Raw genomic sequence first — 23614 nt, 5'->3', positions numbered from 1 at the left:
TCGTGCCCGGCCTCAACGCTCCACGACTTCCTGCCACAGGGCATCGATCAACGGGCTCTTCAGGCGCCGCTCCAGCACACAGAGGCCCACGTCGTAGTGCGGCAGTTCCGGCTTGACCGGGAGTATTCTCACGCGTTCGGCCAGCGGGCTCGCCTCCAGCACGATGCGTGGCACCACACCGATGCCGAAGCCGAGTCCGACCATACTGACGATGGCTTCGTGGCCGGCTACCTGGGCGTAGATGGTCGGGGTCACGCCCAGCGCCTTGAACCAGGTGTCGGCCAGTTCCCGCGATAGCCCAGCCTCCGACAGGATCATTGGCACCCCTTGCCACTGTGTCTGGCTCGGGCTCATCGGCTGCTGTGGCACCCACGGTCGTTGCTCTTGTGGGGCGATGAACACCAGTGCCGAACGGGTCAGCGACTTGAAGGCGAGACCATCGGGCAGGCGGCGCGGGCGTGAGGTAATGGCCATGTCTTCGTCGCCGGCCAGCACTCGCTGGATGGCTCGGGCTGGGTCGCCGGTGTGCAGCTTGAGCTCGATGGCGGGATAGCGCTGGCGGAAGTCGGCCAGCAGGCTGTAGAGAAAGCTGTAGCTCGCGGTCACCGAGCAGTAGATGCTGATTTCACCACTGAGGCGCTTGGCCTCGCTCTGCAACGATAGGCGGACCTGTTCCCACTCTTCCAGGGCTTCCTTGGCATAGCGCTGGAAGCGCTTTCCCTGGGGGGTCAGCACCACGTGGCGATTGTCACGGTTGAACAGCACCACGCCGAGCTGTTGTTCCAGTTGGCGAATGGAGCGGCTCAGGGTCGATGGGCTCACGTGGCAGGCCTCGCTGGCACGGCCGAAGTGCAGTGAATCGGCCAGCATCAGAAAGTGCTTCAGGGGGCGGAAGTCCATGGGGAGTCCTGACCTGTAATTGCATATTTTGGCACGTAGTATTGCAAATATAGCGTTTTACGCAATACGGGCGCTGGCGTAAGGTGGGATGCATCGACGGAGGGCGAGCCCTCTCGTCTGCCCAGCGCCGCACAAGACGGCGCGGGTGGCCATCAACGCTGAACGCAACACGACACAGACAAGATCTCTTCTATCGCCGAGCAGGCACTCGTTTTCAGGAGCACCAGATGCGCGTTTATTACGACAAGGACTGCGATCTTCAGCTGATCCAGAACAAGCAGGTCACCATCGTCGGTTACGGCTCCCAGGGCCACGCCCACGCCAACAACCTGAAGGAATCCGGCGTCAGCGTCACCGTCGCGCTTCGCCCGGGTTCTTCTTCCGCCGCCAAGGCGGAGGCCGCCGGCCTGAAGGTGGCCTCTGTGGCCGAGGCTTGCCAGTCCGCCGACGTCGTCATGGTGCTGGCGCCGGACGAGAACCAGAAGGCTATCTACGAGCAGGAAATCGAGCCGAACCTCAAGGAAGGCGCTACCCTGGCCTTCGCCCACGGCTTCAACATCCACTACAACCAGATCGAGCCGCGCAAGGATCTGGACGTGGTGATGATCGCCCCCAAGGCGCCGGGCCACACTGTGCGCTCCGAATTCGCCCGTGGCGGCGGTATTCCTGACCTGATCGCCATCCACCAGGATGCCACCGGCCAGGCCAAGGAACTCTGCCTGTCCTACGCCGCCGCCATCGGTGGTGGCCGCAGCGGCATCATCGAGACCACCTTCAAGGACGAGACCGAAACCGACCTGTTCGGTGAGCAGGCTGTCCTGTGTGGTGGCGCTGTCGAACTGGTCAAGGCCGGCTTCGAGACCCTGACAGAAGCGGGCTACGCCCCTGAAATGGCCTACTTCGAGTGTCTCCACGAGCTCAAGCTGATCGTTGACCTTATGTACGAAGGCGGCATCGCCAACATGAACTACTCCATCTCCAACAATGCGGAGTATGGCGAGTACGTGACCGGCCCTGAGGTCATCAACGACGAGTCGCGTGCCGCCATGCGCAACGCCCTCAAGCGTATCCAGACCGGCGAGTACGCCAAGATGTTCATCAACGAGGGCAACAGCAACTACCCCTCGATGACCGCACGTCGTCGCCTGAACGCCGAGCACGAGATCGAGCAGGTCGGTGAGAAGCTCCGTGGCATGATGCCCTGGATCGCCGCCAACCAGCTTGTCGACAAATCCAAGAACTGATGGGTTCCTGGTAACCCATCGTCGGGCTTGCCCGCCGATGGGGACAGAAACGGGGGAGGAGCACACTCAGTGCTCCTCCCCCGTTGCGTCATGGGTGAACGACTGAGTGGTCATGGTGCTGCCGCATGAATCCTGCGCTGTGCCTTGCGTTTGGCCCGCAGGTGCCCGAGGCTGGAGGTAGAGGACGGCTGCCGCGAGGTTGGCGGTAACGGCCGGCCGGTCGTGTAGAATGATCCCATACTCGAAGCCAATGGATGACAGAGATGAGCGAAGACGCAGGCAAGCGTGAGCAGGAACCACGAGAGCCCCAGGATGAAGATCTGGCCAGCGCCTTCATGCGGGAATCCGAAGTCGTGGAAGAAGCGGTCGAGGACGGCAAGAAGGTGCGACGGCGGGGGATCTACCTGTTGCCGAACCTGTTCACCACCTCGGCGCTGTTTTCGGGATTCTTCGCCGTTGTCGCCGCCCTCAATGGCGATTTCACCGCCGCTTCGGTGGCCATCTTCATCGCCATGGTGCTCGATGGCCTCGACGGCCGGGTAGCCAGGCTGACCAATACACAAAGCGAGTTTGGCGCCGAATATGACAGCCTTGCTGACATGATCTCCTTTGGCATGGCGCCGGGGCTTGTCGCCTTTACCTGGATCCTGCAGGACATCGGCAAGACCGGATGGGTGGTGGCGTTCCTGTACGTGGCCTGTGCGGCGCTTCGCCTGGCGCGGTTCAACGTGCAGATCGGCAGCGTCGACAAGAAGTGGTTCATCGGCTTGCCCAGCCCGTCGGCGGCGGCGCTGGTGGCGGCCAGTGTGTGGACGTTCCACAGCTTCGACGCCACCGCTCTTGGCTTCAAGCTGTTGATGCTGCTGGTGGTGGGGGCGGCTGGCATTTTGATGGTCAGCAACATTCGCTACTACAGCTTCAAGGATGTCGATCTCAAGGGGCCAGTGCCCTTTGTGGCCCTGCTGGCCATCGTGCTGGGATTTGTCGTGATCTCGATCGAGCCGTCGGTCATGCTGTTGCTGCTGTTCGGTACCTATGTGGCGTCCGGTCCGACGATGGCGCTGATGCGCAAGCTCAAGACCTAGCCCAGGATCATCTTGCGGTAACAATACAGGCCGATGTGAGCAGCAAGCCCAACGCTTCGTTATACTGACGACCGACAGGAACGCCCGCCTAGCGCGGGCGTTCCTGTTCTTGTATGAGTGCCGAAAGCGCCTTCTGGGGCTGTCTGTGCATTCATCCACAGGGGGGCTTCCATAGAGCGGTGTGGACAAGATGGTGCCGCTGTTGGATCGACACTGCTCGATGATCTGGTATTTTTTTCCGAAAAGCGCTTGCCAAGGCCGGAGGTGATGCGTAAAGTACGCATCCGCTGCCGGCGACGAGCAAACGTCACAGGCGGTGAAGGGTGGTAAAAGTGATTGTTTTGAAAAGACTTTTTCAAGTCTTCGAAAAATTCTCCACTTGACGGGCAACGAGAAATCGATAGAATGCTCGCCACTCGATCGGAGTCGCCAGGACGGCATCGCAGGATGTGCGTCAGGCTCGCTTCGCTTTCTCTTGGGTCCTGCAGGCATCGCTTGCACGGCGAAAAAAGAAAGCCTTGACGAAACGCTTCGATTCTGTAGAATACGCCTTCCTCGCAGGGCGCTGTGACAAGGGCTCGGGTTAACGATTCGGGCTGCGGCGCAGCAAAGCGAGACGCTCTTTAAGCTCTCTATAGAGTCCAGAGCATGCTCTTTAATAATTTGATCAGGTAATTCATGTGGGCGCTTGCCGATGAGTCAGTGACACTGTCACTGAAATATCAAGGCAAGCGACTCGTCAAACGAGACGTTTGAACCTTGAGCCAAGTTTGGTCCGCTTAACGGACTATCAGACTTTAAACTGAAGAGTTTGATCATGGCTCAGATTGAACGCTGGCGGCAGGCCTAACACATGCAAGTCGAGCGGAAACGATCCTAGCTTGCTAGGAGGCGTCGAGCGGCGGACGGGTGAGTAATGCATAGGAATCTGCCCGGTAGTGGGGGATAACCTGGGGAAACCCAGGCTAATACCGCATACGCCCTACGGGGGAAAGCAGGGGATCTTCGGACCTTGCGCTATCGGATGAGCCTATGTCGGATTAGCTAGTTGGTGAGGTAACGGCTCACCAAGGCTGCGATCCGTAGCTGGTCTGAGAGGATGATCAGCCACATCGGGACTGAGACACGGCCCGAACTCCTACGGGAGGCAGCAGTGGGGAATATTGGACAATGGGCGAAAGCCTGATCCAGCCATGCCGCGTGTGTGAAGAAGGCCTTCGGGTTGTAAAGCACTTTCAGTGAGGAAGAAAGCCTTGAGGTTAATACCCTCGAGGGAGGACATCACTCACAGAAGAAGCACCGGCTAACTCCGTGCCAGCAGCCGCGGTAATACGGAGGGTGCGAGCGTTAATCGGAATTACTGGGCGTAAAGCGCGCGTAGGCGGCTTGATAAGCCGGTTGTGAAAGCCCCGGGCTCAACCTGGGAACGGCATCCGGAACTGTCAGGCTAGAGTGCAGGAGAGGAAGGTAGAATTCCCGGTGTAGCGGTGAAATGCGTAGAGATCGGGAGGAATACCAGTGGCGAAGGCGGCCTTCTGGACTGACACTGACGCTGAGGTGCGAAAGCGTGGGTAGCAAACAGGATTAGATACCCTGGTAGTCCACGCCGTAAACGATGTCGACTAGCCGTTGGGCTCCTTGAGAGCTTTGTGGCGCAGTTAACGCGATAAGTCGACCGCCTGGGGAGTACGGCCGCAAGGTTAAAACTCAAATGAATTGACGGGGGCCCGCACAAGCGGTGGAGCATGTGGTTTAATTCGATGCAACGCGAAGAACCTTACCTACCCTTGACATCGAGAGAACTTTCCAGAGATGGATTGGTGCCTTCGGGAACTCTCAGACAGGTGCTGCATGGCTGTCGTCAGCTCGTGTTGTGAAATGTTGGGTTAAGTCCCGTAACGAGCGCAACCCTTGTCCCTATTTGCCAGCGATTCGGTCGGGAACTCTAGGGAGACTGCCGGTGACAAACCGGAGGAAGGTGGGGACGACGTCAAGTCATCATGGCCCTTACGGGTAGGGCTACACACGTGCTACAATGGCCGGTACAATGGGTTGCGAATCCGCGAGGTGGAGCTAATCCCATAAAGCCGGTCTCAGTCCGGATCGGAGTCTGCAACTCGACTCCGTGAAGTCGGAATCGCTAGTAATCGTGAATCAGAATGTCACGGTGAATACGTTCCCGGGCCTTGTACACACCGCCCGTCACACCATGGGAGTGGACTGCACCAGAAGTGGTTAGCCTAACTTCGGAGGGCGATCACCACGGTGTGGTTCATGACTGGGGTGAAGTCGTAACAAGGTAGCCGTAGGGGAACCTGCGGCTGGATCACCTCCTTAAACGACACGTCATCTGACTGTCGGTAAGTGCTCACAATGAATTACCTGATCAAGCAAGAGTAACGACTGTTTGGGATTTATGCCCAATATTGCTCGGCAATGGGTCTGTAGCTCAGTTGGTTAGAGCGCACCCCTGATAAGGGTGAGGTCGGCAGTTCAAGTCTGCCCAGACCCACCATCTTCATAAGTTCAGCGAGTGCACGCCTTTGGTGTGGTGAAGATCGGTGAGCTCGCCGGGTAGCATCGGATTTGCCCAGGCCCATCGTTTGATAGCTGGTTCTGGTCAAGCATACCCGACAGGATATGGGGCCATAGCTCAGCTGGGAGAGCGCCTGCCTTGCACGCAGGAGGTCAGCGGTTCGATCCCGCTTGGCTCCACCATTTCTCGATCTCGAGTAAAACAGTCGTCAAGTTCTAAGCAAGAGGCTTGTTCGCCATCAGACGATATCAAGTCTCTCGCTTAGAGCTTTTGCTCTAACGCTCTTTAACAATGTATATCATGCTGACAAAGTAAGATACGTTTCAAGCGTATCCGGCAATTGTCGTGACATCATCGATTGACAGACCTTTTGGGGTTATATGGTCAAGCGATGAAGCGCATACGGTGGATGCCTAGGCAGTCAGAGGCGATGAAAGACGTGGAAGCCTGCGATAAGGTTCGGCGAGGTGGCAAACGACCTGCGACCCGGACATCTCTGAATGGGGAAACCCACCCAAGGTAACTTGGGTATCTCATGTTGAATATATAGACATGAGAGGCGAACCGGGGGAACTGAAACATCTAAGTACCCCGAGGAAAAGAAATCAACCGAGATTCCCCTAGTAGCGGCGAGCGAACGGGGACCAGCCCTTAAGCAACACAACTGGTAGGTGAACAGACTGGGAAGTCTGGCCATAGTGGGTGATAGCCCCGTAACCGAAACCTGAGTGTTGTGAAATCGAGTAGGTCGAGGCACGTGAAACCTTGACTGAAGACGGGGGGACCATCCTCCAAGGCTAAATACTCCTGACTGACCGATAGTGAACCAGTACCGTGAGGGAAAGGCGAAAAGAACCCCGGAGAGGGGAGTGAAATAGATCCTGAAACCGTATGCGTACAAGCAGTGGGAGCCAACTTGTTTGGTGACCGCGTACCTTTTGTATAATGGGTCAGCGACTTATTTTCAGTGGCGAGCTTAACCGTATAGGGGAGGCGTAGAGAAATCGAGTCTTAACTGGGCGACCAGTCGCTGGAAATAGACCCGAAACCGGGCGATCTATCCATGAGCAGGTTGAAGGTTGAGTAACATCAACTGGAGGACCGAACCAGGATCTGTTGAAAAAGATTTGGATGACTTGTGGATCGGAGTGAAAGGCTAATCAAGCCCGGAGATAGCTGGTTCTCCTCGAAAGCTATTTAGGTAGCGCCTCACGTATCACCGCCGGGGGTAGAGCACTGTTTCGGCTAGGGGGTCATCCCGACTTACCAACCCGAGGCAAACTCCGAATACCGGTGAGTGCAAGCGTGGGAGACACACAGCGGGTGCTAACGTCCGTTGTGAAAAGGGAAACAACCCAGACCGTCAGCTAAGGTCCCGAAATCCTGGTTAAGTGGGAAACGATGTGGGAAGGCTTAGACAGCTAGGAGGTTGGCTTAGAAGCAGCCATCCTTTAAAGAAAGCGTAATAGCTCACTAGTCGAGTCGGCCTGCGCGGAAGATGTAACGGGGCTCAAACCAGGTACCGAAGCTACGGGTTCGTCGAATGACGAGCGGTAGAGGAGCGTCGTGTAAGCCGATGAAGGTGTGTTGAGAAGCATGCTGGAGGTATCACGAGTGCGAATGCTGACATGAGTAACGACAAGGGGAGTGAAAAACTCCCCCGCCGGAAGACCAAGGGTTTCTGTTCGACGCTAATCGGAGCAGAGTGAGTCGGCCCCTAAGGCGAGGCCGAAAGGCGTAGTCGATGGGAAACGGGTCAATATTCCCGTACCTCACAGTATTGCGATGGGGGGACGAAGAAGGCTAGGTGAGCCAGGCGTTGGTTGTCCTGGTGAAAGCCGGTAGGCTGAGGATTCAGGTAAATCCGGATCCTCAAGGCCGAGAGGCGAGACGAACTGACTACGGTCAGGAAGTCATCGATGCCACGCTTCCAGGAAAAGCCTCTAAGCTTCAGATACTGTGAGACCGTACCCCAAACCGACACAGGTGGTCAGGTAGAGAATACCAAGGCGCTTGAGAGAACTCGGGTGAAGGAACTAGGCAAAATGGTGCCGTAACTTCGGGAGAAGGCACGCCGCATTAGGGTGAAGGTCCTCGCGACCGGAGCCTGACGCGGTCGAAGATACCAGGTGGCTGCAACTGTTTATTAAAAACACAGCACTCTGCAAACGCGCAAGCGGACGTATAGGGTGTGACGCCTGCCCGGTGCCGGAAGGTTAAGTGATGGTGTTAGCTCACGCGAAGCTCCTGATCGAAGCCCCGGTAAACGGCGGCCGTAACTATAACGGTCCTAAGGTAGCGAAATTCCTTGTCGGGTAAGTTCCGACCTGCACGAATGGCGTAATGATGGCCACGCTGTCTCCACCCGAGACTCAGTGAAATTGAAATCGCAGTGAAGATGCTGTGTACCCGCGGCTAGACGGAAAGACCCCGTGAACCTTTACTACAGCTTCACACTGGACGCTGATGTTGCTTGTGTAGGATAGCTGGGAGGCTTTGAAACCCTGTCGCCAGATGGGGTGGAGCCAACCTTGAAATACCAGCCTGGCATCATTGGCGTTCTAACTCAGGACCGTAATCCGGTTCGAGGACCGTGTGTGGTGGGTAGTTTGACTGGGGCGGTCTCCTCCCAAAGAGTAACGGAGGAGCACGAAGGTACCCTCAGCACGGTTGGAAATCGTGCAGTGAGTGCAAGAGCATAAGGGTGCTTAACTGCGAGACAGACACGTCGAGCAGATACGAAAGTAGGTTCTAGTGATCCGGTGGTTCTGTATGGAAGGGCCATCGCTCAACGGATAAAAGGTACTCCGGGGATAACAGGCTGATACCGCCCAAGAGTTCACATCGACGGCGGTGTTTGGCACCTCGATGTCGGCTCATCACATCCTGGGGCTGAAGTCGGTCCCAAGGGTATGGCTGTTCGCCATTTAAAGTGGTACGCGAGCTGGGTTTAGAACGTCGTGAGACAGTTCGGTCCCTATCTGCCGTGGGCGTTGGAGATTTGAGAAGCGCTGCTCCTAGTACGAGAGGACCGGAGTGGACGTACCTCTGGTGTTCCGGTTGTCACGCCAGTGGCATTGCCGGGTAGCTATGTACGGACGGGATAACCGCTGAAAGCATCTAAGCGGGAAGCCCCCTTCAAGATGAGATCTCCCTGAGGCCTTGAGCCTCCTAAAGGACCCAGCAAGACCAGCTGGTTGATAGGCCGGGTGTGGAAGCGCTGCAAGGCGTTGAGCTAACCGGTACTAATGGTCCGTGAGGCTTGACCATATAACACCCAAAGGGTTTTGGTCGATGATGTCTCGAATTAATTGACGGATACGATGAAGCGTATCGTCGGCATGATATATATTGTCTTTTTTCCGCCTGACGACCATAGCGAGTGGGAACCACCTGATCCCTTGCCGAACTCAGAAGTGAAACCGCTCAGCGCCGATGGTAGTGTGGGGTCTCCCCATGCGAGAGTAGGTCATCGTCAGGCATTTATTAAGAAGAAGCCCGGTTATCGAGAGATAATCGGGCTTTTTCGCATGCATGGGGAAGACCCCTCTCTTTATATGTGGGGCCGCACTGCGTGCGGTCCGGCCGCTCGCAAGCTCGCGTCGTTCGTCACCCCTTGCGGCGTTGCCGCAAAACCCTGGGGTGACTCACCCCCATGCGAGAAACATTGTTACCTTGGTGGCGTCATCCGGCAGTCTTCAGGGGCGGAGCGGCGGTCTGGGCGGGCGCTGTAGATCAGAAGGTCGGCCCGTCCGTCAGGCATTTATTCAGAAGTAGGCCCGATTATCGAGAGATAGTCGGGCCTTCTTTTTGTAAAGAGCGCATGCATGGCTCTCTACAAGTTCAGCCCCTCTCTTTATATGTGGGGCCGCGCCGATAACCCCCCTCGGCGCGGTTCGGCCTGGCTCTTCTCAAGGGCAGGCTCGCGTCGTTCGTCCCCCCTTGCGGCGTTGCCGCAAAACCCTGGGGTGACTCACCCCCATGCGAGCGACCTTGCTGTCTAAGCGTCATCGTCAGGCATTTATTCAGAAGAAGCCCAATTCCGAGAGGAGTTGGGCCTTCTTTTTGTAAAGAGCGCATGCATGGCTCTCTACAAGTTCAGCCGAATAAGGCGAGGTGACTCACCCCCATGCGACTACCCTGTCGGGAACAGATCAGGCATGTATCACGAAGAAGCCCGCTTCCGAGAGGAGGCGGGCTTCTTTGGTTTCAGGCAAGTTTCAGCAAGACGATTGTCGCGGCTCTGTGCCTAGAACGCGATGGTGGAGACGACCAGTTGGCTCGCTTGCAGCGAACGCAGGCCCAGGCGGTCGCCGGGTTCGATGACCAGAAGATCACCGGCCGCGAGTACCTCGCCGGAGACGAGTTCCACACGACCACTGATCAGGTACCAGGCTCGAAGTAGTGCGGGTTCCGGTGACAGGTGCAGGGTTTCCTGTTCGCGGAGCAACTGGTGTGTGAGGTAGCCGCGACTGCCGTATCTCACCATCAGGTTGAAGTCGCGATAGAGCCCCTGGCTCAGGGTTTGCCAGGCGCCGTCAAAGGTGTCGACTTCGAAGCGCCTGAGGTCCCTGGAGCGGTGCCCTTGATGCTCAAGGTGGGCCTCGCCTTCCAATACCATGAGGTGTCGTTCGTAGCCTGCCAGAGGGGTGAACAGGCACTCTTCGGACTCTACCGTGGCGGTGCTCAGGCGGACCTGAAAGGTCCGGTCGGCATAGTCACTGTCAACGGGAGCGATAAACAGCTCCCGCGTCGTGCCGCCGGACCAGAGGCGCGCGGGTGTCTCGGATGAGCGTCGAATGATCATGGGAGGTTGGCCAGCGAGTGCTGCGTCTCCTTTTGCCAAGGATCGTTTCATCGTCTCAAGGGTTTAAGTCGACGTGCTTGATCTGGCTCAAGAGATGCTGGGGTAGAGCGACTCTCGCTCGGCGCTGACTCCCGAATCGCAACAGTACGGCGAAAAAATTGTGCTTACATCAAAATGATAGTTCTACGCCCGCATAGAAGGAACGGTCTGGCGCCGGTTCGAAATAGCGGTCGTTGCTGGCATTGATGCGGACATTGGCATAGTGGTCTTCGTCAAACAGATTGCGGATGCCGAGGTAGGTCGACAGTATCTGGTTGCCGCCCAGTCGCCAGCCGTCACCCGCACGAAGGTTGACCAGCCAGTAGCTGTCGACGTCTACCCGGTTGGCATTGTCCGCGACCATGTCGCCCACATACTGGGTTTCCAGGGTGGCAAAGTAACGTGTGTCCTGGCTGCCTGTCCCGTACCAGGTGAGCTGGTTGACCCAGGTTGTCTCCGGAAGCCCGGGCAGACGGTTGCCGTCCAGGTCACTACCGGAAACCTGGTCGAACTCGTAGCGTGCCAGGGTCAGGGCGGTATTGAGCTCCAGACGCGCCGAGGGCTGCCATCCTAGCGCGACTTCGAGCCCGTCGCGGCTGGTGTCGCCAAGGTTTTCGTAGAAGGTGCGATCGCTACCATCGATCTCGTAGGGGACCAGTTCATCGTCGACGTCGATCGAGAATAGGGTGACGTCGTAATCCAGTCCGGTGGGCAGGGTGCCGCGCACCCCGAGCTCACGGCTCCAGCTCTCCTGGGGCTCGACGTCGGGGTTAAAGCCACCACCTGCGGGATTGGCAAACTCCGAGAAGGTCGGTGTCTCGAAGGCGGTGGAGGTGTTGGCGTAGACCTGGTGCAAGGGATGGAAGCGGTAGCTGATTCCCAGGCTTCCATTGGTTTCGTGGAAGGTGCGTTCACCGCTCTGGTCGCCATCGTTGTCGTAGTCGTCATCGATTTCCATGTCGATGCGATCGAAGCGTCCGCCGGCCGACAGTGTCCAGTGCTCATTCAGGGCAAGGTCGCCCTGGGCGAAGATACCCAGGCTGGTCGCCGTCTGGGTCTCGTCGGCCACTTCTCCCGTCACGCTGCCATCGAAGGCTACATCGCGGCGATGGCGGTCGTCTTCCTGGCGAGCGCCGTCGATACCCACCATGCTGTCCAGCGTCATGCCGGCTAGGTTGAAGCGTTGGTGATATTCGGCGCTGCCACCGAAGTGGTGACGTCGGTAGTCGATCAAGCTGTCGCCCGGATAGGGCAATTGCTGTTCGAAGTCTCGCCAGGTGGTAAATCCCTTGAGGTAGAGCTCCCCGGGGCCGAAGCCAAGATCCTCGTACTGTAATCCCACGACCTGCTGGTCCACCTCCTGGCCGGTGTCGTAGTCCTCGGTGAAGCGGCCCGCCTGTCGGCGATCTTCATCGACCTGGTCCTGGGTCAGGCCACCAGGATCTTCGGAACGGGGGTTGTCGAGCAGGTTGATGATGGCGGTGAGACGGCGTTGATCGCCCATATCCCGTGACAGGCTGGCGTTCAGCAAGCGCTTCTCGGTGCGGCTGTGATCCCGATAGCCGGCTAGTTCCAGTCGCGAGGCACCCAGGTGGTAGGCCCAGCCGTCGTGCTCGCCGCCGGTGGAAAGGGATTGCTTGTTGTAGCCGTCGCTACCGATACCGGCACGTATCGTCGTCGAGTCGTCACCTTCGTCACGCCCGTCCGCCGTCGTGACCGAAATGACGCCACCGGCGGCATTGCCGTACTGAACCGACGCCGGTCCCCTGATGACCTCGATCTGTTCTGCGTTGTCCAGGTCGATGGCATCGAGCTGGGCCTGGCCATCGGGGAGGGTGTAGGGAATACCGTCCACCAATATGGTGATGCCGCGCACGCCGAAGGGAGCGCGGGCACCAAAGCCCCTGATGGAGACACGAGCACCCTGGGCGAAGTTGTCGCGATTCTGGATGAAGACCCCGGGCACTCGAACCAGGGATTCATCGAGACGGACCCGCTGCTGACCTTGATGGATGTCGTCTTCATCGACCACCGAGACAGCCATCGGGGTGGTGAGTAGCTCGCGCTCCAGGCGCGGCGCCGACACCGTCAACACGGGGTGCTGCAACTCGACGGCGCGGTCGTCGGTTGCGGCAGTCTGTGCGGTGACAGGCGTTGCCAGCGGGAGCAGCAGCAGGGCGGCGGCCGGGCGAGAGGTCATCAGGTTCATCCTTGAACGGCGAGGCGAGAAGGGAGTGGTGGCTCGAAAGAGCATCTTTATCGTTTAAGCACAATTCTAGAGAAGTCGCATCCTTGGCACCACTCTGGTGAAGAGAGCCTGGTTCCCGTCGGTGGAGGCCTTCCGCTAGACCAAAGTCGCTTTTCGTTGTGTGGCCAGGTAGTTTATCTTTTGAACTGAAAAAACGAACAGAAGTTCACTATGCGAACGAGCGCCGCTGGTCGAGTTGCCGGAAACGGTGTCGAGCGAGAGACCAATAATGAGCGCGCGTCGCCGATAACGATAAAGTCCGGAGGATCCCCATGAAGACCCCCCTCGCGTGCCTGATGGCCGCATCCCTGACGGCCCTTTCCTGTGCCTCGGTTCAAGCGGCGACCACGCTGCGCATGGCCCACTTCTGGCCTGGTGCCTCTGGTATCAATACCGAGATCTTCGAGCAGTGGGCCAAGGCGGTGGAGGAAGACTCCGGCGGTGATCTGCGTGTTCAGGTCTTTCCCTCCGGTACCCTGGCCAAGGCTGACGACATCTATGAGGCGACCGTAAACGGCATCGCCGATATCGGTGCCACCGCTCAGGGCTATACCGCCGGGCGCTTCCCGCTGTCGCAGATCGTCGAGCTCCCCGGGGTGGCCGATTCTGCGATACAGGGTTCATGCATTCTGCAGACCCTGCACGACGATGGCGGCCTGGGAGGAGAGTACGACGACACTCGCGTGTTGTTCATGTTCACCACCGGTCCCGGTTACATCCATACCGTGGATACCGACGTCCAGGTACCGGCTGATCTGGAAGGGCTGCGAATCCGTCGCCCGACCGCGGTGGCAGGCGATATCCTCGAAAACATGGGGGCAAGCCCGGTAGGCATGCCCGCCCCGGATATCTATACCTCCATGCAGCGGGGCGTGCTCGATGGCTTGAGCTTTCCCTGGGAAGGCATGAAGGGATTTCGTATCAACGAACTGGTCGAATACCACACCCAAGTGCCGTTCTATTCGCTGATCTTTGTGGCGACCATGAGCCAGCGTGCCTACGATCGGCTGACGCCGGAGCAGCAGGCGGTCATCGATGCCAACTCCGGCATGCAGTGGGCACTCAATGCGGGGGAGGTGTTCCACGCCATCGACGAGGTGGGGCGCCAGGAAGCGGTGGATGCCGGTCACACCATTCGGGTGGTCGATGCGCCCCTCGACAACGCCGACTGGGCACCGCCGCTCAAGCAGGGCATCGAGGATTACCTGAGCGGACTCGAGGAGCGCGGCTTGAGCCAGGCGCATGACGTCTATCAGGCGGCGCTGGCGGCACGTGAAAGCTGCGCCGGGACGGAGTGACGCCATGCAACCCTTTCTGGAAGGGGCCAGCCGTTGGCTGGCCCTGGTCTGTCGCTGGGTGGCGGGCGGCTGTCTGATACTGATGCTGGCGGTGACCATCGCCGACGTGGTGACACGCTACCTGCAGCGTCTGACCGATGGCGCCATCTCCTTTCAGGTCTTCGGTAGCGTCGAACTGATCAGCTACCTGATGCTGTTTGCCTTGCTGGCGGCCATGTCGGCCAGCGTGGAGAAGAGCCAGGTGGTGGTCGAGGCCTTTTCCCACCGTCTTCCTGCGTCCATCGCAGCGCGCCTGCATGGCGTCTATTTGCTGGGCTTTGCGGTGCTTGGCGGGGTGCTGGCGACGGGCCTGGTGGGTGCGGCCCACGCCGCTGTCGAGTACGGCGAGGTCACCCAGGACCTGAGGATCTCGCTCGGGCCGATCTATCTTGTCGCTGCAGTGCTCAGTGCTCTGCTGGCGTTGCGCAGCCTGCTGCACGCGCTCCTGGGGGCGCTGTTCGGCCAGAGTGCGGAGGTGTCCCATGGCGACTGAGACGATCGGCGGGTTCGGGCTGCTGCTGTTGCTGGTGTTGATGATCCTGCGGGTGCCAGTAGCTCTGGCGATGCTGCTGGTCGGTGTCGGTGGTTTTGCCTCGATCATCGATCTAGGCGCGGCGGTATCGATGTTGAAGTCGGTGCCGGTGGAGGTGTTGTCCAACTACAGCTTCAGCGCGATTCCGATGTTCATCCTGATGGGCGTGCTGGCGGCGCATTCTGGCATGGCCGGCAAGCTTTTCCAGTCGGCTCGGGTGATCTGCGGTGGCTGGAAGGGCGGCCTGGCGATCGCCGCCGTCGGCTCCTGTGGCGTCTTTTCGGCGATTTCCGGATCTTCTCTGGCCACCGCCAGCACCATGACCCGGGTGGCCCTGCCGGAGATGGAGCGATATGGCTACCATCGTGGCCTGGCCACCGGGGCGCTGGCCGCGGGCGGCACCCTCGGCATCATGATTCCGCCCAGTATCGCCCTGCTGATCTATGCCATCCTGACCGAGCAGTCGGTGGGTGACATGTTCATGGCGGGTCTGGTGCCCGGGCTCCTGGGGCTGGTGCTGTACGCCCTGACCGTCAGCGTGGTCATGCGGGTAAAGCCGGATCTGGCGGTGGCAGGGGAAGCGACGGGCTGGGGCGAGAAGCTTGCCTCGCTCGGCGGGCTGGTGCCCTTCTTCGCGGTCTTCCTGGTCATGATCCTGGGCATCTACCTGGGCATCTTCACTCCCACCGAGGGGGCCAGCGTCGGTGCCTTTGCCACCCTGATCTACGCCCTGGTCAAGGGGCTGCGTGCACAGGAGCTGTGGTCTGCGGTCCAGGAGACCCTGGCGCTGTCGGCGGTGGTGTTCTTCATGCTGGTCGGTGCCGAGGCGCTGGGCTACTTCATTTCGCTCTCACGCATCTCGTTCTCCATCAGCGACAGTCTGTTTGCCATGGAGCTGACGCCCTTCGTTGTCGTGCTGTGCATCCTGGCCATGTACTTCCTGCTCGGCATGTTCATGGACTCGATCGCCATGCTGGTGATCACGGTGCCGGTGGTGTTCCCGATCATTCAGAGCCTGGGTATCGACCCGGTGTGGTTTGGCATCGTCACGGTGCTGACGGTCGAGTTGGGGCTGATCACGCCCCCGGTGGGGATGAACGTCTTCGTGATCAAGGCCATGGCGCCCCATGTGGGACTGGGAGAGATCTTCCGAGGCGTCTCTCCCTTTATCGTGTCTGACTTTGTGCGCCTGGCTCTGTTGCTGTTGTTCCCGACCTTGAGCACCCTCTTTTTGCTGTAGTCGGCATCCAAGCGGCGGCCAGTATTACGCTCAGCTCACCCCAAGCCCGCCATACGGCGGGCTTTAATGAGATGGTCAGCCTGACCTCGAAGCCCAGCAGGCTATGCTTGCTGGGCTTCTTCTTTTCAGAGGACCACGCTCATGACCGCTCCCGCCATCATCGGTATCGACCTGGGCAAACGCAGCTTCCATCTGCATGCTCAAACTCGCCACGGCAAACCCTTGTTCCGCAAGGCGCTGTCACGCCAGAAACTGCTGTCGCAATTGGCCCAGCAGCCTGCCTGTCGGGTGGTCATGGAATCCTGTGCCGGAAGCCATTACTGGGCCCGCCAGATCCAGGCGTTAGGGCACGACGTACGGCTGATTCCGCCCCAGTACGTCAAGCCCTTCGTCAAGACCAACAAGAACGATTTCGTGGATGCCGAGGCGATCTGCGAAGCGGCCTCACGTCCGGCCATGCGCTTCGCAGCGATCAAGAGCGAAGACCAGCAGATCCTCTGTGCGCTACACCGTACTCGCCAAGGGCTGGTCGCCGAACGCACCGCGATCATGAATCGCCTGCACGGCTTCCTGCTCGAATTCGGGGTGGCCTTGCCGGTCGGGCATGCGGCGATCCGTCGTCTCACGAGCTATCTGGAAGGCTTGCCACCCGCTTTCGTGGCGTTGGCTCAACGCCTCCAAGGGCACTATACCTGGCTAAGTGACGAGATCGCGGTTCTCGAGAAAACGCTCGAGCAGCATACCCGCTGTAACGATGGTGCCCGCCGCTTGATGACGGTGCCAGGAATCGGACCCATCACGGCCAGCGCCATCGTCGGCGCGGTAGGTGATGCCTCGCACTACCGTTCGGGGCGTGAGTTCGCCGCCGCCCTGGGGCTAGTGCCTCGCCAGTACGCAACCGGCGGAAAGCCGCGACTCCTGGGTATCAGCAAACGCGGCGATGGCCATCTACGACGCTTGCTGGTGCAGGGTGCCCGCGCGGTGATGCAGCGCCAGGATCAGCGTAACGATCAATTAGGTGACTGGCTGAGAGCACTGGGTTGCCGACGGCATTCGAATGTTGTGGCCTGTGCCTTGGCTAACAAGATGGCCAGAATCGCCTGGGCGATCCTGGCCAAAGGGGGTGAGTTCCGTCCATCGCCGGGGGCGACACTCGCCTGAGAGGAGATACCCTGTCACGGGTTTTGCGGCGTAGGATCACGATGACGACAAACGGCTCACTGCCTGTCCGAGAACCTGACAACAAAAACAGCACATTGATGCTGAGGCTTTTTTGAGGTCGGACAGGCGCGGCTTCTCATCGAGGGCCGGGCGCCAGTGATGCGTGCCCATCGAGAGCCCGAATACATTGGCGCAAGCCCACTTTGTCAATGTCGTAGATCCACGTTGCAAAAGCCAGGCTGACCATACATTTTGATGCATTTAATGTCGGTTGGATGAGGTTTCTGATATGGCGCTCTAGTCCAATATGAGCCTTTGTGGGAGGCGCGTTTCACTAAGCTTGCAGCGTGACACCATCGTAATGACGCGAGGGCTTGACGTGAGTGCGCGCAATATTTTTGTGGTGGGGCTGAACGATGACAATCATGAGCGTCTGCTGCGCTTGAAGGGTGCCGAAGAATGGCGCTTTCACCGAATTATTGCGCCGGAGGCGGTCTATGACACCGAGGAATTCGATATTCCCGCGATGCTCGAGGAAGCCGGCCAGACCCTGGACCGATTCGGCAGGCCGATAGACGCGATCATCGGCTATATGGATTTTCCGGTATCCACCATGCTGCCGATCCTGTGCAAGCGATTCGGTACCCGATCGACGTCGCTGGAAAGCTTGCTGAAATGTGAGCACAAGTACTGGAGCCGTTGCGTTCAGCGCGAGGTGGTGCCGCAGTACATCCCCGGGTTCACCGCCTTCGACCCCTTCGACGATGCGGCGTTGGGTCAGATCGGTGCGGCGGGGCTGTCCTTTCCCTTCTTCGTCAAGCCGATCAAGTCGTCGGGCTCACGGCTCGGTTTTCGCATCGAGACGCCGGAAGACTTTGCGCTTGCCATTGACCGTCTGAAGGCGGAGATCGGTTCCATCGCCGAGCCGTTCAACAGCGTGCTGGATCAGGCCAACCTGCCTCCGGAGATCGCGGCGATCGATGGCCATTACTGCATGGCCGAGGAAATCATCGGCGGCTGGCAATGCACGCTGGAAGGCTACGTCCACGATGGCGAGGTCGTGGTCTATGGTGTGGTCGACTCGATTCGCTACCCAGGGGTGTTGAGCTTCTTCCACTATCTGTACCCCTCGGCCCTGCCACAAAGGGTTCAGCAGCAGATGATCGACGCCACCCGCCTGGTCATGACCCGCACCGGCTTCGATCAATCCGCGTTCAACGTCGAGTTTTTCTGGGACGAACTCCAGGATCGCATCTGGCTGCTCGAGATCAACACACGCATTTCCCAGTCACATTGCGACCTGTTCGAGAAGGTCGACGGGATCAGCCATCAGCAGGTGACGGTGGACCTGGCGCTGGGGCAGCGTCCGAGACTGCCCCACCGGGAGGGCGCCTACGCGGTCGCGGCCAAGTTCTTCTACCGCGTGTTCTTCCATGACGCCACCGTCGAACGGGTTCCGTCGGCGCAGACCCTCGCACAACTCGAACAGGACTACCCCGGCACGGTGATCAGTCTGCAGGTGGAGGAGGGGCAGCGTCTGTCGAGCCTGCCAGAACAGGATAGCTACAGCTTTGCATTGGCCTATATTTGGATGGGGGGCGACGACTATCAGACGCTGCTTCGTCGCTATCAGCAACTGGCGGCCCGACTGACCTTCGCATTCGGCGATATCGATAGTTGAGTCGGCGCGCCGCCGCTGTACCGAGCGTCACCGAGAGCGCTGGAGTGGCCAGGTTGCAGGGGTAGGGCGATCTCGGCAGCGCGGTATGGACAGGGCGATCTCGACAGGGTGAGCTTGAAGCCAGTGCAAGGAGCGACGATGCGGGTGGTCAGCGATTTTCCGCGCAAGGTGATGGAGCAGGAAACCTGGATTCTACTGGCCGACGGCACGCGTCTGGCTGCCCGTATCTGGCGGCCGGTCGACGCCGACGATGATCCGGTGCCGGCGATCCTCGAGTACCTGCCTTATCGCAAGCGTGACCTGACCGCGGAGCGAGACGCTCAGGTGCATCCTTACTGGGCCGGGCATGGCTATGCCGGGGTTCGCGTCGATATCCGAGGCACCGGCGAATCCGATGGCGTACTGACCGACGAGTACCTGCAGCAGGAACTGGACGACGGGGTGGCGGTACTCGAGTGGCTGGAACGCCAGCCCTGGTGTACGGGAAGTGTCGGCATGGTCGGTATTTCCTGGGGGGGCTTCAACGGCCTGCAGATCGCCGCCATGCGCCCACCGCAGCTCAAGGCGGTCATCACCATCTGTTTTACCGATGACCGCTACGCCGATGATATCCACCATATGGGTGGCTGCCTGCTGGCCGACAATCTTTCCTGGGCGTCGACCATGTTCGATGGCAATGCCATCCCGCCCGACCCGGCGCTGGTGGGTGGCGACTGGTTCAGGATGTGGCTCGATCGCCTGGACGGCAGCGGCCTCTGGCTTTCGCGCTGGCTTCAGCACCAGCGACGTGACGACTACTGGAAACATGGCTCGGTGTGCGAGGACTACAGCCGTATCCAGGTGCCGGTGTACGCCATCAGCGGCTGGGCGGATGGTTACTGCAACGCCGTCTTCCGGCTGCTGGCCGGTTTGACCTCGCCACGCAAGGGGCTGGTGGGCCCCTGGGCTCACAAGTACCCCCACCTCGGGGTACCGGGGCCGGCCATCGGCTTCCTGCAGGAAGGGCTACGGTGGTGGGACCACTGGCTGAAGGACCAGGATACCGGGATCATGGACGAACCGATGCTGAGGGTCTGGATGCAGCAATCGATGCCGCCATCGGCGCGCTACAGCGCTCGTCCCGGTCGCTGGGTCGCCGAGCCGAGCTGGCCCTCTCCCCACATCATGTCCCGGAGCTGGCGGCTGACCAGCGGACATGACCTGCGTGGCGAGGACGGCACCGACGCGAAGGACGGCGATGACGACGAGAGCCTGGATATCCGCTCGCCGCTGTCGGTGGGCCTGTATGCCGGCAAGTGGTGTTCCTACAACGCACCGCCGGATCTGCCTCACGACCAGCGTGACGAGGACGGCGGCGCCCTGATTTTCCAGACGCCCCGGCTCGAGCAGGATCTGGAAATCTGTGGTGCCCCATCGGTGCAGCTGGAACTGTCCGCCGACCAGCCGGTGGCGATGGTGGCGCTGCGTCTTGTCGATATCGCCGAAGACGACAAGGCGACACGGGTGTCCTATGGGGTGCTCAACCTGACCCATCGTGACAGCGACGAACACCCGGAGCCTCTGGTGCCGGGGCGCCGCTACCGCGTGACGGTGTGTCTCAAGCATATTGCCCAGCAGTTTCCGGCGGGGCACGCCATCCGGCTGGCGATCTCGACCAGCTACTGGCCGCTGGTATGGCCTGCGCCAAGGCCGGTACGCCTGACACTGTGGCCTGGTGCCTGTCGCCTGGTGCTGCCGACCAGGGTCCCCAGGCCGGCGGAAGAAGCGGCTCTGCGCCCCTTCGAGGAGCCGGAAGGGGCGCCACCGCTGGCCAAGACGCTGCTGCAGCCTTCCCAGGAAAGCTGGAAGGTGATCCGAGATCTGGCCAATGACCAGACCACACTGGAGGTGTTCCACGACGAGGGCAGCTACCGGCTGGACGATATCGCGCTGGACATCTCCGGCTCGGTGACCGAGCGCTACAGCTATTCCTACGGCAACTACGACAGTGTTACCGGCTGGACCGAGTGGCAACGTACCTTCCGCCGGGGGGACTGGGAGATCCACACCCTGACCCGCACTCGGCTGACCAGCGACGCCGACAGCTTTCGGGTGCGTGCCACCCTGGACGCCTGGCAGGGCGATACTCGAATCTTCTCGCGAAGCTGGGATGAGGTCTTCCCCCGGGATCTGGTCTAGGGCTTGTCTGAAAAGTGCCTGCGCTCGGTAATACGGCGTTAAAAATCGTCTGGTACGCCAGCCCGGTCAAAATACTCATTTACACCCCGTAAACTGCGCTTTCTCACCGATTTTTGCCTTGTCTAACCTTCGCTCGTCGACTTTTCGGACAGCGCCTAGGGCGAGCTTGGCGATCCGTCGCCTTGACGATGGAACTGGCGGCGGCGGAAGTCGCGGGGAGCCACTCCGCTGAGCCGCTTGAAGAAGCGGGTGAAATAGGCGGGCTCGGAAAATCCCAGGCCATCGGCGATCTGGGCGATGGTCAGGTTGGTATAGGTCAACTCGCGCTTGGCTTCGAGCAGTAGACGCTGGTGCAGCACCGCCAGGGCGCTTTGGTCCGCCAGGCGCCGGCACAGGGCGTTGAGGTGGGCCGCGCTGATGTCCAGCTCGCGCGCCATTTCCTCGATGCTCGGCTGCTGGCGAAAGCGCCGCTCGATCAGTGTCTGGTAGCGGGCCAGGTGGCCGTGGCCGGGATCGGTGCTCACGGCAGACCTGGCCCGGGTGGCCGGATGCGTCGCCAGGCGAGCCGCTTCCACCGTCAGCGCCTGGATCAAGGCGTCGAGCAGCACGTCGCGGTCCCGCGCCGGCCGTCGGTATTCCCCGTCGATATGTTCCACCAATGCCTGCAGTCGGTGTCTGGCGTCGGCTAGTGCAGTGACTCCCGCGCTGCGCCAGACCCTGCTGGCGTCCGGCAGTACCTGCTCGAGGTGGCTGACCAGCGGTGCCGCCAGGGTCAGGATGTGGCCCTGGATGTTCGGAGCGAAGGCAAACCCGTGAATGGTGAGCGCAGGCACCAGGATCAGCAGCGGGGCGGCCCGCCGTTGTCGGCTGTCTTCCAGTTGCAGTTCGACCTCGCCCGCGTACAGCAGCAGCAGGTGAGTCAGGTCGACGTGGCGGTGAGGATGGATGCGCCAATCGTGAAGCCGACTGCGTTCGGCGATGGACTCGCAGTGCAGCAGGTCGGGGGTCGGCCAGCTACCGGTTTCCCCGTAAAGGGTAAAGGTGGGAACCGCTGACGATATCGTGGTGGACGGGGTCTCGGGGTTCATGGTCTGCGCTCCTGGCGGTTGCCGGGGGGGTGATTGAGCGTGACTACGACAAATGTCAGGGTAGATTCCGCGAAAAGTCCAGTTTGTGGCGAGGAATATGCCTTATCTGGGGTGGTGTTTCAGCGAAAAATACAAGGCATAACCATAACGTTCCGCTGACGAGGTAGCCACCATGACGACAACATCTTCCCCCGAGCGTATCGATAGTGAACTCACGACCCAGGTCGCCATCATCGGGGCCGGGCCCTCCGGACTGCTGCTGGGGCAACTGCTCAGCCGGGCCGGGATCGACAATGTGATCGTCGAACGCAAGAGCGGCGACTATGTGCTGGGACGTATTCGTGCCGGGGTGCTCGAGCAGGGCATGGTCGACCTGCTGCGTGAAGCCGGCGTCAGCCAACGCATGGATGCCGAGGGCCTGCCCCACGACGGCTTTGAGCTTGCCTTCGACAACCGCCGGGTACGCGTCGACCTTGCGGGGCACACCGATGGCAAGCAGGTGATGGTGTACGGCCAGACCGAAGTCACCCGGGACCTGATGGAAGCACGCGAGCGAGAAGGCGGTATCAGCTACTACGAGGCCAGCGACGTCACCCCCCATGATCTGGAGAGCGAGTCGCCCTCCCTCACCTTTCAGCATGAAGGCAAGGGGTACCGTCTGCGCTGTGCCTATGTGGCGGGGTGCGATGGATACCACGGCGTGTCACGCCAATCGATCCCGCAGGAGCGTCTGAAGACCTTCGAGCGGGTCTATCCGTTTGGCTGGTTGGGGCTGTTGTCCGATACGCCACCGGTGACCGATGAGCTGATCTACGCACGCCACGAGCGGGGCTTCGCCCTGTGCAGCATGCGGTCGGAGAATCGCAGCCGCTACTACGTGCAGGTGGGCCTCGATGAGAAGGTCGAGGACTGGTCCGATGAGCGTTTCTGGGACGAACTGAAACGGCGCCTGCCGGATGACGTGGCCGAGACTCTGGTGACGGGACCTTCGATCGAAAAGAGCATCGCACCACTGCGCAGCTTCGTGGTCGAGCCGATGCAGTATGGTCGCCTGTTTCTGGTGGGGGACGCCGCCCATATCGTGCCGCCCACCGGTGCCAAGGGGCTGAACCTGGCGGCGAGTGACGTCAACACCCTGTATCGCCTGCTGGTGAAGGTGTTTAACGAAGGGCGCAGCGATCTGATCCCGCGCTACTCCGAGGTGTGCCTCAAGCGTATCTGGAAGGCCGAGCGCTTCTCCTGGTGGATGACGTCGATGCTGCATCGTTTCAGCGACGAGGAAGACTTCGAGGCGCGCATGCAATTGGCGGAGCTCGATTATCTGACCGGCTCGACAGCGGGCCTGACCACCATCGCCGAAAACTACGTGGGGCTGCCCTACGAACCCCTGGAGTAGCGTCATAGAGGTATCTGCCGGCGAGGGACCTGCGAGGGAAAAGCGGCTCTCGGTCAGGGGCAATACCGACATCGGGGCATCGACAGGGAAAGGTGCAATGGGGTCGACGTTGACCTGGTGAGGGCTCGGGGCGTGTCCTGCC

Annotated in this window: 13 protein-coding genes, 2 tRNA genes and 3 rRNA genes; 14 read left to right on the top strand and 4 right to left on the bottom strand. The window is 60.0% G+C overall.

Annotated features, from left to right (window positions below; translation table 11 throughout):
• Nucleotides 1–12 precede the first annotated feature (12 nt).
• Entirely contained in the window at nt 13–900 is an 888-nt protein-coding gene (gene ilvY / locus NFI08_RS02370) for an HTH-type transcriptional activator IlvY (protein WP_045994257.1), read from the bottom strand.
• A gap of 83 nt (nt 901–983) precedes the next feature.
• Between ilvY and ilvC the strand changes: the two genes are divergently transcribed.
• From ilvC to rrf, 7 genes are all read left to right on the top strand, one after another.
• Nucleotides 984–2144 (top strand): ketol-acid reductoisomerase, encoded by a 1161-nt coding sequence (gene ilvC / locus NFI08_RS02365; protein ID WP_260425399.1) that lies wholly within the window; start codon nt 984–986, stop codon nt 2142–2144.
• A gap of 263 nt (nt 2145–2407) precedes the next feature.
• Entirely contained in the window at nt 2408–3229 is an 822-nt protein-coding gene (gene pssA / locus NFI08_RS02360) for a CDP-diacylglycerol--serine O-phosphatidyltransferase (protein ID WP_045994259.1), read from the top strand.
• Between the two features lie 799 nt (nt 3230–4028).
• Nucleotides 4029–5566 (top strand): 16S ribosomal RNA (locus tag NFI08_RS02355).
• Between the two features lie 101 nt (nt 5567–5667).
• Nucleotides 5668–5744: transfer RNA gene (locus NFI08_RS02350), tRNA-Ile, on the top strand.
• A gap of 127 nt (nt 5745–5871) precedes the next feature.
• Nucleotides 5872–5947: transfer RNA gene (locus NFI08_RS02345), tRNA-Ala, on the top strand.
• 200 nt (nt 5948–6147) lie between these two features.
• Nucleotides 6148–9035, top strand: a 23S ribosomal RNA gene (locus NFI08_RS02340).
• A 95-nt stretch (nt 9036–9130) separates the two neighbouring features.
• Nucleotides 9131–9246, top strand: a 5S ribosomal RNA gene (gene rrf, locus NFI08_RS02335).
• The 16S, 23S and 5S rRNA genes sit together here with 2 tRNA genes alongside, the layout of an rRNA operon.
• A gap of 768 nt (nt 9247–10014) precedes the next feature.
• On the opposite strand, the gene NFI08_RS02330 is transcribed toward rrf, so the two are convergent.
• Together NFI08_RS02330 and NFI08_RS02325 are read right to left on the bottom strand one after the other, a co-directional pair.
• A complete protein-coding gene (locus tag NFI08_RS02330; protein ID WP_162816548.1) occupies nt 10015–10572 on the bottom strand; it encodes a HutD/Ves family protein in 558 nt (185 codons plus the stop codon).
• Between the two features lie 169 nt (nt 10573–10741).
• Complete coding sequence (locus tag NFI08_RS02325; protein ID WP_108450171.1) at nt 10742–12811, bottom strand: TonB-dependent receptor family protein; 2070 nt, start codon at nt 12809–12811, stop codon at nt 10742–10744.
• A 320-nt stretch (nt 12812–13131) separates the two neighbouring features.
• On the opposite strand from NFI08_RS02325, the gene NFI08_RS02320 reads away from it, so the two are divergent.
• The 6 genes from NFI08_RS02320 to NFI08_RS02295 all read left to right on the top strand — a co-directional run bounded on the left by NFI08_RS02320 (nt 13132) and on the right by NFI08_RS02295 (nt 20988).
• Nucleotides 13132–14157 carry a TRAP transporter substrate-binding protein gene (locus tag NFI08_RS02320; RefSeq protein ID WP_108450170.1) on the top strand — a complete coding sequence of 342 codons (1026 nt, stop codon included), beginning with the start codon at nt 13132–13134 and terminating at the stop codon, nt 14155–14157.
• Nucleotides 14158–14161: 4 nt separating this feature from the next.
• Nucleotides 14162–14689, top strand: coding sequence for a TRAP transporter small permease (locus NFI08_RS02315; protein WP_108450169.1), 528 nt, complete (start codon nt 14162–14164; stop codon nt 14687–14689).
• On the top strand, nt 14679–15968 hold the full coding sequence (locus NFI08_RS02310; RefSeq protein ID WP_349586897.1) for a TRAP transporter large permease: 1290 nt from the start codon (nt 14679–14681) through the stop codon (nt 15966–15968). Before NFI08_RS02315 ends, NFI08_RS02310 begins: the two co-directional genes overlap by 11 nt.
• Nucleotides 15969–16109: 141 nt before the next feature.
• Nucleotides 16110–17129 carry an IS110 family RNA-guided transposase gene (locus NFI08_RS02305; protein ID WP_108450237.1) on the top strand — a complete coding sequence of 340 codons (1020 nt, stop codon included), beginning with the start codon at nt 16110–16112 and terminating at the stop codon, nt 17127–17129.
• A gap of 379 nt (nt 17130–17508) precedes the next feature.
• Nucleotides 17509–18810: an ATP-grasp domain-containing protein gene (locus NFI08_RS02300; protein ID WP_108450167.1), complete on the top strand. Its 1302-nt coding sequence runs from the start codon at nt 17509–17511 to the stop codon at nt 18808–18810.
• A gap of 138 nt (nt 18811–18948) precedes the next feature.
• The gene (locus tag NFI08_RS02295) at nt 18949–20988 is read left to right on the top strand and encodes a CocE/NonD family hydrolase (protein ID WP_349586892.1); all 2040 of its coding nucleotides are present in this window, start codon (nt 18949–18951) and stop codon (nt 20986–20988) included.
• 155 nt (nt 20989–21143) lie between these two features.
• Here the strand turns inward: NFI08_RS02295 and NFI08_RS02290 are convergent, their stop codons facing one another.
• Nucleotides 21144–22076 (bottom strand): helix-turn-helix domain-containing protein, encoded by a 933-nt coding sequence (locus NFI08_RS02290; RefSeq protein WP_108450166.1) that lies wholly within the window; start codon nt 22074–22076, stop codon nt 21144–21146.
• Between the two features lie 172 nt (nt 22077–22248).
• On the opposite strand from NFI08_RS02290, the gene pobA reads away from it, so the two are divergent.
• Nucleotides 22249–23472 carry a 4-hydroxybenzoate 3-monooxygenase gene (gene pobA, locus NFI08_RS02285; RefSeq protein WP_108450165.1) on the top strand — a complete coding sequence of 408 codons (1224 nt, stop codon included), beginning with the start codon at nt 22249–22251 and terminating at the stop codon, nt 23470–23472.
• Nucleotides 23473–23614: the final 142 nt, after the last annotated feature.

Source organism: Halomonas sp. EF61, from assembly GCF_040147045.1.
GTDB lineage: Bacteria > Pseudomonadota > Gammaproteobacteria > Pseudomonadales > Halomonadaceae > Halomonas > Halomonas litopenaei.
Note: the sequence above shows the minus strand (reverse complement) of the source record. Positions and strands in the feature narration are given on the sequence as shown.